The following is a 14,935-nucleotide window of genomic DNA, read 5'->3' on the forward strand; positions in this document are numbered from 1 at the left end:
CTGCAGCCCTTGGCGCGCGCGGTCATGACATATTGCTTGCGGATCTCGTCGAGGAATGAGTTCTTGGTCAGCAACGTCATGGTGGCAAATGCGCCCAGCGCCATCGAGATCAGCGGCAGCGTGAGATGCCAAAAATAGTCGATGACCTTCCAGTACCAGGGGAATTGCGACCATCCGTCCGAGGTCAGGCCGCGCAAGGGGAAAATGTTGAGGAACGACCCGCCGGCGAACAGGATGATCAGGAGGATCGCGAACAGGAAGCCGGGAATCGCGAAGCCGATGATGATGACCGCGGATGTCCAGGTGTCGAACCGCGTGCCGTCCTTCACCGCCTTGCGCACGCCGAGCGGAATCGAGATCAGGTAGGTCAGGATCGTCATCCAGAGACCGAGCGAGATCGAGACCGGCAGCTTCTCCTTGATCAGGTCGATCACGCTGATGTCGCGGAAATAGCTGCGACCGAAATCGAACCGGGCGAAATTCCACACCATCAGCGCGAAGCGCTCCGGCGCCGGCTTGTCGAAGCCGAACTGTTTCTCCAATTTCTTGATGAAATCCGGATCGAGCCCCTGCGCGCCGCGATATTTCGAGTTGGCGGCGCCGGCGCCGAGCTGGCCGGGCGCGCGCGCGCCGAAATCGCCCTGCCCGCCGGAGATGCGCGAGGTGCCGCCGGTGTCGGCGCCCGTGAGCTGGGCGATCACGCGCTCCACCGGTCCCCCCGGCGCGAACTGCACGACCACGAAGGAGACGAAGAGGATTCCGAGCAGGGTCGGAATCATCAGGAGGATGCGGCGGGCGATATAGGCGCTCATGAACTACTTCGCCTGCTCCAGCTTGGCGGCCTTGGCGGCGTCGTACCACCAGTTCTCAGGCGCGCCGACACCTTGGGCATAACGCGGTAGCTTGTCCGGATGGCTGAATTCGTCCCAATAGGCAATGGGGTGTGTGGAGCGATACCATTGCGGTATCCAGTAACGCCCGGCACGGAACACGCGGTCCAGTGCACGACATGCGACGGTCAGATCGGTCCGGGTCTCTGCGGCAATCGCCCGGTCGACCAGGGCGTCGATCGCGGGATTGGCGACGCCGGCGAGATTGTAGGACCCCTTGGTGGCAGCGGCCTGCGACGAGAAATAGGGGCGCAGGCTGTCGCCGGGGGTCGGCGACATCGAGATGCGCTGAACCGTAACGTCGAAATCGAAATCCTCGACCCGGGCGCGATACTGCACCGCGTCGACCAGGCGGATGCTGGCGTCGATGCCGAGCAGCGCGAGATTCTTGACGAGGCTCGCATGGTGCGGCTGGAACGAGGGCTCATCGAGCAGGAACTCGAAGGCGAACACCTCGCCGTTCGGCAACAGCCGCTTGCCGTCCTTGATCGGAAGACCGGCCTCCTGCAAGAACTGCGCGGCCTTGCGGAGCAGCGCGCGATCCTGTCCGGAACCGTCCGAGACCGGCGGCACGAAGGGCGGTCCGAACACCTCGTCCGGCACCTGGCCGCGGAACGGCTCGAGCAGTTTCAGCTCTTCCGGCGAGGGCGGACCGCTCGCCACCATGTCCGAATTCTGGAACGTCGACACCGAGCGCGCATAGGCGCCGTACATGACGTTCTTGTTGGTCCATTCGAAGTCGAAGGCGTAGACCAGCGCTTCGCGCACGCGCGGATCCTTGAACTTGTCCCGCCGCGTGTTCATGAACCAGCCTTGGCCGCCCGAAGGCGTCTCGTCAGGCAGGGTCTCGCGCTTGACGCGGCCATCCTTGATGGCCGGAAAATCGTAGCGGGTCGCCCACACCCGCGCGGTGAACTCCTCGCGGAACAGGTAGTTCTTGCCGGTGAAGCCCTCGAAGGCCACGTCGCGGTCGCGATAGAATTCGTAGCGCACCGTATCGAAATTGTAGCTGCCGCGGTTGACTGCGAGATCAGCCGCCCACCAATCCTTGACGCGGTCGAACTCGACGAAGCGGTTGACCTCGAATTTCCCGACCTTGTACGGGCCCGATCCGAGCGGCGCGTCCAGCGTCGATTCCTCGAACGACCGCGTCGCATAATAGGCCTTGGAGAAGATCGGCAGGCCCGCGACGAAGAGCGGCACGTCGCGCGCGCGGTTCGGCGCGAAGGTGACGACGAGCGTCGCGTCGTCGACGGCCTCCGCCTTCACCATGTCCCGCATCTGCACGATGATCAGCGGATGCCCCTTCTCCTTCAAGGTCGTGATCGAGAAGGCGGCGTCCGGCGCCGTCAGCTTCGAGCCGTCGTGAAACTTCGCTTCCGGCCGCATGGTGAAACGATAGGTCAGCTTGTCGGCCGAGATCTGCACCGACTTCGCGGCGAGGCCGTACATCGCATCCGGCTCGTCGCCCGCGCGCACCATCAACGACGCGAAGGTCATGTCCATGCCCTGCGCACCCTCGCCCTTCAGGACGTAGGCGTTGAACGAATTGAAGGTGTAGAAGGACTGATTGAAGGCGCGGACCGAGGGGATCAGCGAGAACAGGCCACCCTTCGGCGCGTCGACGTTGACGTAGTCGAAATGGGAGAAGTCGGCGGGGTATTTCAGGTCGCCGAACACGGACATGCCGTGCGCCTCGGTGCCGCCCTCGGCCGGTGCGGCAGCGTATGCTGAACGAATCCATGGCGCGGCAAACGCGACAATACCAAGACCGAGCACGCCTCGGCGCGACAGGCGGGGTCTGCTGGAGGTCCTTCTCAAGAGCGTCCACCCGTTTTGGCGGCCTTCTCGGCATCCCACCACCACACCGTCGGGAAGCCGGACTGGCCATAGGCCGGCAACGGATCCGGATGACCGAAGCGGTCCCAGCGCGCGGCGCGCTCGAAGGCATAGGTGAATTGCGGCACCACGTAGAAATTCCACAACAGCACCCGATCCATCGCCTTGCAGGCAGCAACCAGCTCGGCGCGGTCCTTGGCGAAGATGATGTGGTCGATCAGGGCATCGACGGCGGGGTTCTTGATCCCCGGAAGATTCTGGCTGCCCGGCCGATCCGCCGCCGCCGAGCCGAAGAAATCGCGCTGCTCATTGCCCGGCGACAGCGACTGCGCCCACACCGTCGTGGTGAGATCGAAGTCGAAATTGCGCAGCCGCTGCTGATATTGCGCATCGTCGACGATTCGGATGCTGACGGTGACGCCGAGCCGCTCCAGATTGGGCTTGTAGAACAGCGCGATCCGCTCGTCGGCCGGGTCGCGGCCGAGAATCTCGATGCTGACCGGCTGCCCCTTGGGATCGAGCAGCTTGCGGTCCTTGACGTCGAAGCCGGCCTCCTTCAGGAGCCGCGTCGCCTCCCGCAGATTGTTGCGTACATTCTCCGCATTGCCGTTGACCGGATTCTGGTATGGCGTGGTGAAGACCTCGGGGGGCACCTTGTCGCGAAGCGCTTCCAGCATCTCGAGCTCCAGGCCTTGCGGCAGACCGGTCGCCATGAAATCGGGGATGCCGTCGAAATAGCTGTTGTCCCTGGTGTACTCGCCGAAGGAAAGCTGCCGGTTCATCTCCTCGAAATCATAGGCGTAGTTGAAGGCCCTGCGCAGCCGCACGTCGCTGAACATCGGCCGCCGCAAATTAAGGACGAACCCCTGCATTCGCCCGACGCTTCGCATCTGGAACTTGTCCTTGATGACCCGCTTGTCCCGGACCGCCGGAAAATCATAGGCCGTTGCCCATTCCTTGGCGCTGCGCTCGGCGAACCAGTCGACCTGATCTCCCTTGAAGGCTTCGCGGCCGACCGTGTCGTCGCGAAAGTAATCATAGCGGATCTCGTCGAAGTTGTTCTGGCCGACATAGGAAGGCAGGTCCTTGCCCCAGTGATCCTTGACCCGCTCGAGCACCAGCGAGCGGCCGGCCTCGAACTGCTTGACGCGATAGGGCCCCGATCCCAACGGAATTTCGAGCGAGGTTGCGCTGATATCGCGCTTCCTGCCCTGGGCATCAGTGCCTTCCCACCAATGTTTCGGCAGCACGGTGACCTCGCCGGCGATCGTCGGCAGTTCGCGGTTGCCGGGCGCGTCGAAGGTGAATTTGACATCGCGGTCGCCGACCTGCTCGCACTTGACGATGTGCCGATAGTAGGCGCTGTACATCGGACTGTTGGTCTTCAGCGCGTCAAACGAGAAAATCACGTCATCGGCCGAGACCGGCTTGCCGTCGTGCCAGCGCGCCTCGGCCCGCAATCGATAGATCACGTAGGAGCGGTCCTCTGGATAGGCGACGGCTTCCGCGAGTTGGCCGTAGGCCGTCACGGTCTCATCCTGAGACCGGACCGTCAGGTTCTCGAAAACCAGGCCGACACCCTCGGCGATGGATCCCTTCAGCCCGGCCACGACGATGTTGAAATTGTCGAAAGAGCCGGTGTCGTAGCGCCGCACCGTGCCGCCTTTCGGCGCGTCCGGATTGACGTAGTCGAAGCGCTTGAAGTCGGCGGGATACTTGACGTCGCCGAACAACGACAGCGCATGATGCCATTGCAGGTCGGGGGCTGCAGCTTGCGCGCTGGCTGGCGTGACCATAGGGACGCCTGCCAGTCGGCCGAATTGCGGGGAGAGTGCGGCGATGGCGCCCGTGTGCAGAAGCTGTCGTCGGGTGAATGCCAAAGGAGGTTTCCCTTCGAAGGTAATGCGCTCTTCAGCGCCTATTATAAGGCAGCGGACTCGGCCGTTCAGGTTGCTTTTTCCTCATGTTATCATGCCACTCTGCGGCGAAACGTCACGATAACAACCCCGCGAGACTTGAAACGAAAAGGACGGCCAAGTTGAGACCTGGCCGCCCCCCATGATTACGAAAAACTCGAAACAGTTATTTTGCCGCCGTCGGCAGCGGCGCCGGGCTGTCCGACAGCGAATTGAGATAGGCCAGAACGTCCGCACGCTGGCTGTCCTTCTGGATGCCGGCGAAACCCATCGCCGTGCCTGGAACGAAACCCTTCGGATTGGCAATGAACTGATTCAGATCGTCGATCGACCAGGTTCCACCCTTGGCTTTCATCGCCGCCGAGAAGTTGAAACCGCCGCGGCCCTCGCCCTTGTGGTCGCCGACGATGCCATAGAGATTGGGACCGACGCGGTTGGCGCCGCCCTTCTCGAAGGTGTGGCAGGTCTGGCAGACCTTGGCGGCCGCCTGGCCCTTCTCGGCAGAGGCCGTCTGCAACAGCTTCTCGATCGGCTCGGCCTTCTCGGGCCCGGCCTCCTTGGCACCACCCTCGGTCGTTTCCTTCGCCTCGATCGCAAAGCCCGGCTTCTGCGGCAGCTTCGGAGCAAACAGCGCGTTGGCGGTGAAACTCGTCACCAGCAGAACGAGGCAGGAGGCCAGAACGGCACCGATAATCTTGTTAAGTTCAAAGGAGTCCATTGTGGATCAGGCTCCGGGCCGAAAAGTCGACGTCAAGAGCCGCGAGGCCGCGGCGCGAATTATGTGGCTCGGGAATCGGGCTTCCGCGCCGCCCCCAAGCGGCTGAGGAGATATCGGTTTGCCCCTGCTCTGGCAACCCGTATAAGCAGGCCCGCGTTGGACAAACCCCCGTTCATTCCCGATGACCGCAACCCGCAACCTCGTGCTCATTCCGGCCCGCATGGCCTCCACCCGCCTGCCCGGCAAGCCGCTGAAGGACATCGCCGGGCTGCCGATGATCGTTCATGTGCTGCGCCAGGCGCAGCAGGCAGGGATCGGCCGCGTCGCGGTCGCGACCGATACGGCGGAAATCGCCGCCGCCGTGACCGCGCATGGCGGCGAGGCCGTGATGACCAGCGCGGACCATCCATCCGGCTCGGACCGGATCTTCGAAGCCATGCAGAAGCTCGATGGGGGGCAAGCGGCCGAGATCGTGATTAACCTGCAAGGCGACTTTCCGACCATTTCGCTGCAGAACCTGCGGGACGTGCTGGGACCGCTCGACGATCCCGCGGTCGATATCGCCACCCTTGCCGCCCCGATCCACACCGTGGAGGAGGACACCGCGCCCAGCGTGGTGAAGGCGGTCGGCTCGCCGATCGGAGAGCGGCGGCTGCGGGCGCTGTATTTCACCCGCGCCACGGCGCCCCATGGCGACGGGCCGCGCTACCACCATATCGGCGTCTATGCCTACCGCCGCGCGGCGCTGGAGCGCTTCGTGAGCCTGCCGCGCTCGCCGCTCGAGCGCCAGGAGAATCTCGAGCAGTTGCGGGCGCTCGAGGCCGGCATGCGGATCGACATCACCATCGTGGATACGGTGCCGCGCGGCGTCGACACCCCGGCCGACCTCGAGACCGCGCGGCGGATCCTGGCACTGGCGAAAACCTAGGCCCCTGCTACAAGGCGCGCCATGAGCAAGATCGTGAAAATCGCCTTCCAGGGCGAGCCGGGCGCCAACTCCCACATCGCCATCTCCGAGGCCTATCCCGCCGCCGAGGCCGTGCCCCATGCGACCTTCGAGGACGCCCTCGGCGCGATCTCCTCCGGCGAGGCCGATCTCGGCATGATCCCGATCGAGAATTCGGTCGCCGGCCGGGTCGCCGACATCCATCATTTGTTGCCGGCCTCCGGCCTGTTCATCGTCGGTGAATGGTTCTTGCCAGTCCGCCACCAATTGATGGCGGTGCGCGGCACCGAGCTTGCCGACATCAGGAGCGTGGAGAGCCACGTCCATGCGCTCGGGCAGTGCCGGCGCATCATCCGCAAGCTCGGCATCAGGCCGATCGTCGCGGCCGATACCGCCGGCAGCGCCCGCGACATCGCCGCGCGCAGGGACAAGAGCGTGGCCGCGATCGCCTCCCGCCTTGCGGCCGAGATCTATGGCCTCGATATCCTCGCCGAGGACGTCGAGGACGAGGCGCACAATACCACGCGCTTCGTCGTGCTGGCGCGGCAGGAGAAGTGGGCCGAGGCGGCTTCGGGACCGCTGGTGACCACCTTTGTATTCCGGGTACGCAACCTCCCCGCCGCGCTCTACAAGGCGCTGGGCGGCTTCGCCACCAACGGCGTCAACATGACCAAGCTCGAAAGCTACATGGTCGACGGCAATTTCTTCGCCACCCAGTTCTATGCCGATGTGGACGGCCACCCCAACGACAAAGGGCTCGCCTTCGCGCTGGAGGAATTGAAGTTCTTCTCGCGCGAATTCCGCATCGTCGGCGTCTATCCCGGTCACCCTTTCCGCGCGACCTTCAGCGAGAAGATGGATGGTTAGGCGGCCTTCCGCTCGGAGAGCCCGAACGCTTCCGCGAGCAGGCTGTAGGACTTCTTGCGCGCCTCGTGGTCATAGACTGCGGTGATGATCATCAGCTCGTCCGCTTCGCTCGCCGCGATCATCGGCTGCAGTTTCTCGCGCACGGTCGCCGGGCTGCCCACGAACAGCCGCGAACGGTTGCGCTTGATCGACGCCCGCTCGGCATCGGTGTAGGGATAGGCCATGGCCTCCTCCGGGCTCGGCAATGGCGAATATTGCCCGCGGTCGCGCCGCAGCCGGTTCAGGTCCATCGACGACGCCAGCCGCTCAGCCTCGGCATCGGTTTCGGCCGTCACCACTGCAACCGCGAGGATGGCGTGCGGCGTGGTACGCCAGCCGGACGGTTTGAAATGCATGCGGTAGTTCGTCATGGCGTCGACCGCGTCATGGGCCGCGAAATGGTGCGCGAACGCAAAGCCCATCCCGACCTGGGCGGCGAGTTCCGAACTGTAGTCGCTGGAGCCGAGCAGCCAGATCGGGGGCAGCGGCGTGTCGTCGGGCATCGCCACCACGTTGTTGTAGGGGTGGCCAGGCGGGAAATCCCGGGTCTCCCACAGCGTCAGTTCATGCAGCCGTTCCAGGAAGTCGTCGCCCTCGCGACGGTCGAGCCGGCTGCGCAAAGCGTAGGCAGTGGCGCCATCGGTGCCCGGCGCGCGGCCAAGGCCCAAATCGATGCGGCCGGGAAACAGCGCCTCCAGCATCTTGAAGCGCTCGGCGACCACCAGCGGGGCGTGGTTGGGCAGCATCACGCCGCCGGAACCGACGCGCAGATGGCTGGTCGCCGCGGCGATCTGGCCGATCATCACGTCCGGTGCGGGACTCGCGACCGAGGCGAGATTGTGGTGCTCGGCCAGCCAGTAGCGGACATAGCCGAGCTGATCGACATGGCGCGCCAGATCGATGCTGTTGCGCAGCGCCGCGGCGGGGCGGGTTGCCGTGGTCACCACCGAGAGGTCGAGGACGGAGAGCGGGATCATGCACTTAACCTAGTGCCCGCGAAGGGGCGGACAATGGGCGGCCAGAGGTAGCCGGGCATGCGTAATGGAACGGCTTTGCGGTGGGACAAATCATAGCGAGCTAACACGCTGATCCATCTGCCCATCGACTTTTTACGAGATTATGTTGATCCATGTTGCCCACTCTTGGCACAAATCGACCACGAGTCGGCGCCATACTACATCAATTGGGCAATTTCCCATCATAAGTGGGCTGTTTGCCGGAGCCTGTTTGCCCTATTTTAGCGTCTTGAGCGCTTAGTAGGGCACCAAGCCCGATGCCTTTCCCGACAGCCCGGAGACCGTGGTGCCATGACCGAGGTGACGCTAGCCAATGGATACCACGCGCCGCCGGCGATCTCGTTCGAGTTCTTCCCGCCCAAGACGGCCGAAATGGAGAAGAACCTGTGGGAGACCATCAAACGGCTGGCGCCACTGGCACCCAAATTCGTCTCCGTCACCTATGGCGCGGGCGGCTCGACCCGGGAGCGCACGCATGCCACCATCGCCCGCATCCTCAAAGAGACCGATCTGCTGCCGGCCGCGCACCTGACCTGCGTCGGCGCCGCCGGCGGCGAGATCGACGAGATCGTCGACCGCTACCATGAGGTCGGCGTCCGTCACATCGTCGCGCTGCGCGGCGACCCCGCGAGCGGCATCGGCACGCCGTTCGTTGCTCATCCCGACGGCTACCAGACTTCGCCCGCGCTCGTCGCCGGCATCAAGAAGCGCCATCCCGATATCGAGGTGTCGGTATCGGCCTATCCAGAGAAGCATCCCGAAGCGTGCGATTTCGATGCCGACATCGATACACTGAAGGCCAAGGTCGATGCCGGCGCGAGCCGCGCCATCACCCAGGTCTTCTTCGACAACGACCTCTATTTCCGTTACCTCGACCGGGTCCGCGCCCGCGGCATCGAGATCCCGGTCGTGCCGGGCGTCATGCCGATGCACAATTTCAAGCAGGCGCGCAACTTCGTCACCCGTGCCGGCACCACCGTGCCGGCCTGGTTCGCCGAGAAGTTCGAGGGGCTCGACGACGACATCGAGACCCGCAAGCTGGTGGCTGCCACGGTAGCGGCCGGCCAGGTGCAGAAGCTCGCCAAGCATGGCGTCGACACCTTCCATTTCTACACCATGAACCGCGCCGACCTGGTGTTCGCGATCTGCCATCTGCTCGGCATTCGCCCCCGGGACGCCCAGAAAGCCGCCTGATGTCCGTGCAAGTCTCTTCGGTGCAAGTCTCTCCCAAGCGTACCGCCCTGCTGGCCGCCGCGCAGACGCGCATCCTCGTGCTCGACGGCGCCATGGGCACGATGATCCAGGCGCTGCAATTCGATGAGGCCGCCTTTCGTGGCGCGCGCTTTGCGAACTTCCACCGCGACCTCCGCGGCAACAACGATCTCCTGATCCTGACCCAGCCACAAGCAATCGAGGACATCCACGCCGCCTATCTGCGCGCCGGCGCTGACATCGTCGCCACCAACACCTTCTCCTCGACCTCGATCGCCCAGGCCGATTACGACCTTGCGGACGTCGTCTACGAAATGAACCGCGAGGGCGCGGTCCTGGCGCGCAAAGCCGCGGAACGCGTCGCGACCGAGGACGGCAAGCCGCGCTTCGTCGCAGGTGCCATCGGCCCCACCAACCGCACCGCCTCGATCTCGCCCGACGTCGCCAATCCCGGCTACCGCGCGGTGACCTTCGACGACCTTCGGCAGGCCTATGGCGAGCAGGCCAGAGGCCTGCTCGACGGCGGCGCCGACCTGCTTCTGGTCGAGACCATCTTCGACACGCTGAACGCCAAGGCCGCGCTCTATGCGATCAGCGAGATCTGCGAGGAACGCGGCATCGACGTGCCCGTGATGATCTCGGGCACCATCACCGACAAATCCGGCCGCCTGCTGTCGGGCCAGCTCCCGGAGGCTTTCTGGAACTCCGTGAAACATGCGAAGCCTGTCACGATAGGCTTCAACTGCGCACTCGGCGCCGAGGATCTTCGCGCCCATGTCGCCGACATCAGCCGCATCGCCGACACGCTGGTCTGCGCCTATCCCAATGCCGGCCTGCCCAATGAATTCGGCCAATATGACGAGAGCCCGGACTACATGGCTCGCCTGATCGGCGACTTCGCGCGCGACGGCCTCGTCAACGTCGTCGGTGGCTGCTGCGGCACAACGCCGGATCATATCGCCGCCATCGCGGCCGCGGTCGCGCCGCACAGGCCGCGCGCCGTGCCCGCGATCGAGCCGCGGCTGCGGCTCTCCGGGCTCGAACCGTTCGAGCTGACCCCGCAAATCCCTTTCGTCAATGTCGGCGAGCGCACCAATGTCACGGGCTCGGCGCGCTTCCGCAAATTGATCACGGCGGGCGACTATGCCGCGGCGCTCCAGGTCGCCCGCGACCAGGTCAACAACGGCGCGCAGGTGATCGACGTCAACATGGACGAGGGCCTGCTGGATTCGGAAGCCGCGATGCGGACCTTCCTCAATCTCGTCGCCGCCGAGCCCGACATCGCCCGCGTACCCGTGATGATCGACTCCTCGAAATTCACGGTGATCGACTCCGGCCTCAAATGCGTCCAGGGCAAGCCGATCGTCAACTCGATCTCGATGAAGGAAGGCGAGGCGAAATTCCTGCACGAGGCGATGATCGCCAAGCGTCACGGCGCCGCGGTGGTGGTGATGGCGTTCGACGAGAAGGGCCAGGCCGACACCTTTGCGCGCAAGACCGAGATCTGCAAACGCGCCTACGACCTCCTGGTGAAGGAAATCGATTTCCCACCAGAGGACATCATCTTCGATCCGAACATCTTCGCCATCGCCACCGGCATCGAGGAGCACAACAATTACGGCGTCGATTTCATCGAGGCCACGCGCTGGATCAGGACGAACCTGCCCGGCGCCCACGTCTCCGGCGGCGTCTCCAATCTCTCGTTCTCGTTCCGCGGCAACGAGCCGGTGCGCGAGGCGATGCACTCGGTGTTCCTCTATCATGCCATCCAGGCCGGCATGGACATGGGCATCGTCAATGCCGGGCAGATGATCGTCTATGACGACATCGATCCGGCGCTGCGCCAGGTGTGCGAGGACGTGGTTCTCAACCGCGACCCTGCCGCCGGCGAGCGGCTGTTGGCGCTCGCGGAAAAGTTCCGTGGCAAGGAGAAGCAGACCAAGGAGGCCGATCTCGCCTGGCGCGAATGGCCGGTGGAGAAACGCCTGTCGCACGCGCTGGTCCACGGCATCACCCAATTCATCGAGCAGGACACCGAAACCGCGCGCCAGGCCTCCTCGCGCCCGCTCGACGTGATCGAAGGACCGCTGATGGCCGGCATGAACGTGGTCGGCGATCTCTTCGGCAGCGGCAAGATGTTCCTGCCGCAGGTGGTGAAGTCCGCGCGCGTGATGAAGCAGGCGGTCGCCTATCTGATGCCGTTCATGGAGGAGGAGAAGGCGAAGAATGCCGCGAGCGGCGAAGCCGGCGAGGTCAGCCATTCCGCCGGCAAGATCGTGCTCGCCACCGTCAAGGGCGACGTCCACGACATCGGCAAGAACATCGTGGGCATCGTGCTTCAGTGCAACAATTTCGAGGTCATCGACCTCGGCGTGATGGTGCCGGCGACGAAGATCATCGAGGCCGCGAAGGCGGAGCGCGCCGACATCGTCGGCCTCTCCGGCCTGATCACGCCCTCGCTCGACGAGATGGCGTTCCTCGCCTCCGAGATGGAGCGCGAGGGTCTCGGTGTGCCGCTGTTGATCGGCGGCGCCACCACGAGCCGCGTGCACACCGCGGTCAAGATCGATCCGAACTATCGACGCGGGCCCGTGGTGCACGTCAATGACGCGAGCCGCGCCGTCGGCGTCGCCTCCTCGCTGCTGTCGCCCGACCGCCGCGCGGCCTATGCCGCCGAGGTGCGCGCCGAATACGCAAAGATTTCCGACGCGCATTTCCGCGCCCAGGCCGACAAGAAGCGGCTGAAGCTCACCGATGCCCGCGCCAACGCCGTGAAGATCGATTTCGCCAAGACGCCACCGACGAAGCCGTCGTTCCTCGGCACGCGGAGCTTCGACGCCTACGACCTCGCCGAGCTCGTGCCCTATATCGACTGGACGCCGTTCTTCCAGACCTGGGAGCTCGCCGGGCGTTTTCCCGCGATCCTGGACGATGCCAAGGTCGGCGAGGCCGCACGCGCGCTCTACGACGACGCGCGGGCGATGCTCGAGCGCATCGTCAAGGAAAAATGGTTTACCGCGCGCGCCGTGATCGGCTTCTGGCCGGCTAATGCGACAGGCGACGACATCGCGGTCTACGCGGATGACATGCGAGCGAAGCAGATCGCCACCCTGCACACCCTGCGTCAGCAGCTCGAGAAGCGCGAGGGCCGCTTCAACGCGGCGCTCTCCGATTTCATCGCGCCCGCCACTTCGGGCATTCCCGACTATGTCGGCGGCTTCGTGGTCACCGCTGGCATCGGCGAGGACGCCATCGCCGACCGCTTCAAGCTCGCCAATGACGACTATTCCTCGATCCTGTGCAAGGCGCTGGCCGACCGCCTCGCCGAGGCCTTTGCCGAGCGCATGCATGCACGGGTGCGCCGCGAGCTCTGGGGCTATGCGGCGGACGAGCGGCTCTCCAACCAGGAGCTGATCCTGGAGAAATATCAGGGCATTCGTCCGGCGCCCGGCTATCCCGCGCAGCCCGACCACACCGAGAAGGCGACGTTGTTCAAGTTGCTTGACGCGGAGCGCCAGGCCGGCGTCAAGCTCACGGAGAACTTCGCGATGTGGCCGGGCTCGTCGGTGTCGGGACTCTATTTCAGCCATGCCGACAGCTACTATTTCGGCGTCGGCAAGATCGAACGCGACCAGGTCGAGGACTATGCCGCGCGCAAGGGCATGACCTTCGCCGAGACCGAACGCTGGCTCGCGCCGATCCTGAACTACATCCCGGCCCAGGATCAGTCGGCCACCGCGCGCACGGTAACGCAGGCAGCGCCATCCGCGCCGCCTTCCGCCGCCAATGCCAACGACCTTGCTTCGCATCCTGCCGGCTGCACCTGCGCGGTGCACCTCGCCTGGCGCAAAAAGGCGGTCGGCGCCAAATAATCGTGAAAATAGAGCCAAGTAGCGGCCGACCTTCCCTTGTTGCGCGCCGACAACACTCACGGTCTCTCTGACGGTGGCCCGAGAATCGACCCAAAACGGCCGCAACCGGATTGAAGCTTGGCCCCGTCGCGCTCGCACCTGACCGTGGCGTCACGTAGGGACCGTTTGATGCTCAAGTCGTCGCGCCGAGATCTCGGCCTCGCCCTGGCAGCGTTCGCTCTGTTGTGCAGCTCTTCGGCTCACGCGCAATGGAGCGGCCACGCCACCGCCAGCTTCGGTCAGGGTCTCGGCGCGATCGCTTTGAGCCAGGGCAACCTGACGCTCAGCCAGAACGCATTGCGCCAGCGCGCCGCGCGGCAGCAGAATGGGGCCGCACAACGCGCGCAGGCGCCGCGCGATGCCGCCCTGAGCTATACGCCCAACCCGCAGCTCACGGAGAAGATCCGGGCCTCGATGATCGATCTCGCAAGCAAGGGCAATCCGGACTCGCGCCCGCAATGGGAGAAGCTGATGGCGGACGACGCCATCCTGCGCGACTTCGATAATCTGATGGGCGCCTACGGCTATTCACGGCTCAACTTCGCCGACGACATCGCGATGCTGCTCACGGTGTGCTGGGAGACCGCCAGCGGGCGCGACGCCAGCGCGGCGCAGGTCCGTGGCGCGCATGACCAGATGCGGAGCATCGTGCGCGACAATCCGACGCTGCGCGGCCTGCCGAACGACCAGCGGCAGGCGATGGCGGAATCGATCGCCTACCAGGTGCTGTTCATGTATGCCGCCAAGCTCGGCGCCGAGCGCTCGGGCAACACCGCGCAGCTTGCGGAGGTGCGCAACAGCGCGGCTCAAGCCGCACGCCAGTACGGGGTCGATGTTTCGCAGACGACCCTGACCGAGCGAGGCTTCAAGCGGATTTGACGGTTGGGGGGCGCGCGCGGATGCACGCGGCGCCGTGGAGGGAGGTGGTGCGGGGAGCGGCGCCACCTCCCTTCCTCGCTTTGGGAGGGTCGCAGCTCGGTAGGTGGGCTAACTAAGCGCAGCGTGCCCACCGTTCCAGCCACCATGCCGAGAGATGGTGGGCACGGCGCTTGCGCGCTTTGGCCCACCCGACGCGCTATTTCATGCTCCGAATCTCCACACCCGCCCAGCTCTCCAAGACCTTCGCGATCGAGGTGAAGTCGGATTGCGGGCCGTGCAGCGCCTGGGTCACCGCGAGCATCTGGCGCACCGCGGCGCCGACCACCATCGGCACGCCCAACGCCTCGGCCTCGTCGATGCAGAGCCGCACGTCCTTGTAGGACAGCGCGGTCGCGAAGCCGAAATCGAACGTGCCCGGCAGCACCGCGCGGGGAAACTTATCCATGGTCGCGGTGTTGCGGCCGCTGCTGACGTTGATGACGTCGAGCATGATCTTCGGATCAAGCCCGGCCTTCACGCCCATCGCCATCGCCTCGGACGTCACCGCGAGCGCCGCGGCCGCAAGCAGGTTGTTGGCGAGCTTGAGGCTCTGCGCCAGGCCCGGCTTCTCGCCGCAATGGAACACCTTGCCGAACACCTTCAGCATGCCCTCGATCTCGGCGAAGGTCTCCTTCGGGCAGGACACCATCACGGCCAGCGTGC

General features: G+C 64.9%; 11 protein-coding genes. 5 read left to right on the forward strand and 6 right to left on the reverse strand.

All coding sequences use genetic code 11. The features are described from left to right. From JOY90_RS03215 to JOY90_RS03230, 4 genes are all read right to left on the reverse strand, one after another. The coding region (locus tag JOY90_RS03215) for an ABC transporter permease subunit (protein WP_291689723.1) at nucleotides 1-812 on the reverse strand (812 nt) is incomplete at its 3' end. Nucleotides 813-815: 3 nt separating this feature from the next. Continuing rightward, nucleotides 816-2,576 carry an extracellular solute-binding protein gene (locus JOY90_RS03220; RefSeq protein ID WP_291689724.1) on the reverse strand — a complete coding sequence of 587 codons (1,761 nt, stop codon included), beginning with the start codon at nucleotides 2,574-2,576 and terminating at the stop codon, nucleotides 816-818. 131 nt (nucleotides 2,577-2,707) lie between these two features. Next, nucleotides 2,708-4,609 carry an extracellular solute-binding protein gene (locus JOY90_RS03225; RefSeq protein ID WP_291689725.1) on the reverse strand — a complete coding sequence of 634 codons (1,902 nt, stop codon included), beginning with the start codon at nucleotides 4,607-4,609 and terminating at the stop codon, nucleotides 2,708-2,710. Between the two features lie 202 nt (nucleotides 4,610-4,811). Further along, complete coding sequence (locus JOY90_RS03230; protein ID WP_291689726.1) at nucleotides 4,812-5,363, reverse strand: cytochrome c family protein; 552 nt, start codon at nucleotides 5,361-5,363, stop codon at nucleotides 4,812-4,814. A 181-nt stretch (nucleotides 5,364-5,544) separates the two neighbouring features. On the opposite strand from JOY90_RS03230, the gene JOY90_RS03235 reads away from it, so the two are divergent. Both JOY90_RS03235 and JOY90_RS03240 read left to right on the forward strand, forming a co-directional pair. After that, on the forward strand, nucleotides 5,545-6,291 hold the full coding sequence (locus tag JOY90_RS03235; RefSeq protein ID WP_291689727.1) for a 3-deoxy-manno-octulosonate cytidylyltransferase: 747 nt from the start codon (nucleotides 5,545-5,547) through the stop codon (nucleotides 6,289-6,291). Nucleotides 6,292-6,312: 21 nt separating this feature from the next. Beyond that, a complete protein-coding gene (locus JOY90_RS03240; RefSeq protein ID WP_291689728.1) occupies nucleotides 6,313-7,176 on the forward strand; it encodes a prephenate dehydratase in 864 nt (287 codons plus the stop codon). On the opposite strand, the gene JOY90_RS03245 is transcribed toward JOY90_RS03240, so the two are convergent. Beyond that, a complete protein-coding gene (locus JOY90_RS03245) occupies nucleotides 7,173-8,192 on the reverse strand; it encodes an LLM class flavin-dependent oxidoreductase (protein WP_291689729.1) in 1,020 nt (339 codons plus the stop codon). The two genes, JOY90_RS03240 and JOY90_RS03245, sit on opposite strands and share 4 nt — an antisense overlap. A gap of 330 nt (nucleotides 8,193-8,522) precedes the next feature. Here JOY90_RS03245 and metF point away from each other — a divergent pair, with 330 nt between their 5' ends. From metF to JOY90_RS03260, 3 genes are all read left to right on the forward strand, one after another. Next, the gene (gene metF, locus JOY90_RS03250; RefSeq protein WP_291689730.1) at nucleotides 8,523-9,425 is read left to right on the forward strand and encodes a methylenetetrahydrofolate reductase [NAD(P)H]; all 903 of its coding nucleotides are present in this window, start codon (nucleotides 8,523-8,525) and stop codon (nucleotides 9,423-9,425) included. Then, on the forward strand, nucleotides 9,425-13,315 hold the full coding sequence (metH, locus tag JOY90_RS03255; RefSeq protein ID WP_291689731.1) for a methionine synthase: 3,891 nt from the start codon (nucleotides 9,425-9,427) through the stop codon (nucleotides 13,313-13,315). The genes metF and metH overlap by 1 nt, the downstream gene beginning before the upstream one ends. Nucleotides 13,316-13,483: 168 nt before the next feature. Then, nucleotides 13,484-14,233 carry a DUF6683 family protein gene (locus JOY90_RS03260; protein WP_291689732.1) on the forward strand — a complete coding sequence of 250 codons (750 nt, stop codon included), beginning with the start codon at nucleotides 13,484-13,486 and terminating at the stop codon, nucleotides 14,231-14,233. 196 nt (nucleotides 14,234-14,429) lie between these two features. Here JOY90_RS03260 and JOY90_RS03265 read toward each other — a convergent pair. Then, the coding region (locus tag JOY90_RS03265) for an NAD-binding protein (RefSeq protein WP_291689733.1) at nucleotides 14,430-14,935 on the reverse strand (506 nt) is incomplete at its 5' end.

The organism is Bradyrhizobium sp. (genome assembly GCF_019242285.1).
Lineage (GTDB): Bacteria > Pseudomonadota > Alphaproteobacteria > Rhizobiales > Xanthobacteraceae > Bradyrhizobium.

Coding starts and splice junctions, on each gene's coding strand:
- metH (WP_291689731.1), top strand. CDS start 9,425: ATGTCCGTGCAAGTCTCTTCGGTGCAAGTCTCTCCCAAGCGTACCGCC.
- JOY90_RS03240 (WP_291689728.1), top strand. CDS start 6,313: ATGAGCAAGATCGTGAAAATCGCCTTCCAGGGCGAGCCGGGCGCCAAC.
- JOY90_RS03260 (WP_291689732.1), top strand. CDS start 13,484: ATGCTCAAGTCGTCGCGCCGAGATCTCGGCCTCGCCCTGGCAGCGTTC.
- JOY90_RS03230 (WP_291689726.1), bottom strand. CDS start 5,363: ATGGACTCCTTTGAACTTAACAAGATTATCGGTGCCGTTCTGGCCTCC.
- JOY90_RS03235 (WP_291689727.1), top strand. CDS start 5,545: ATGACCGCAACCCGCAACCTCGTGCTCATTCCGGCCCGCATGGCCTCC.
- JOY90_RS03220 (WP_291689724.1), bottom strand. CDS start 2,576: ATGTCCGTGTTCGGCGACCTGAAATACCCCGCCGACTTCTCCCATTTC.
- JOY90_RS03245 (WP_291689729.1), bottom strand. CDS start 8,192: ATGATCCCGCTCTCCGTCCTCGACCTCTCGGTGGTGACCACGGCAACC.
- metF (WP_291689730.1), top strand. CDS start 8,523: ATGACCGAGGTGACGCTAGCCAATGGATACCACGCGCCGCCGGCGATC.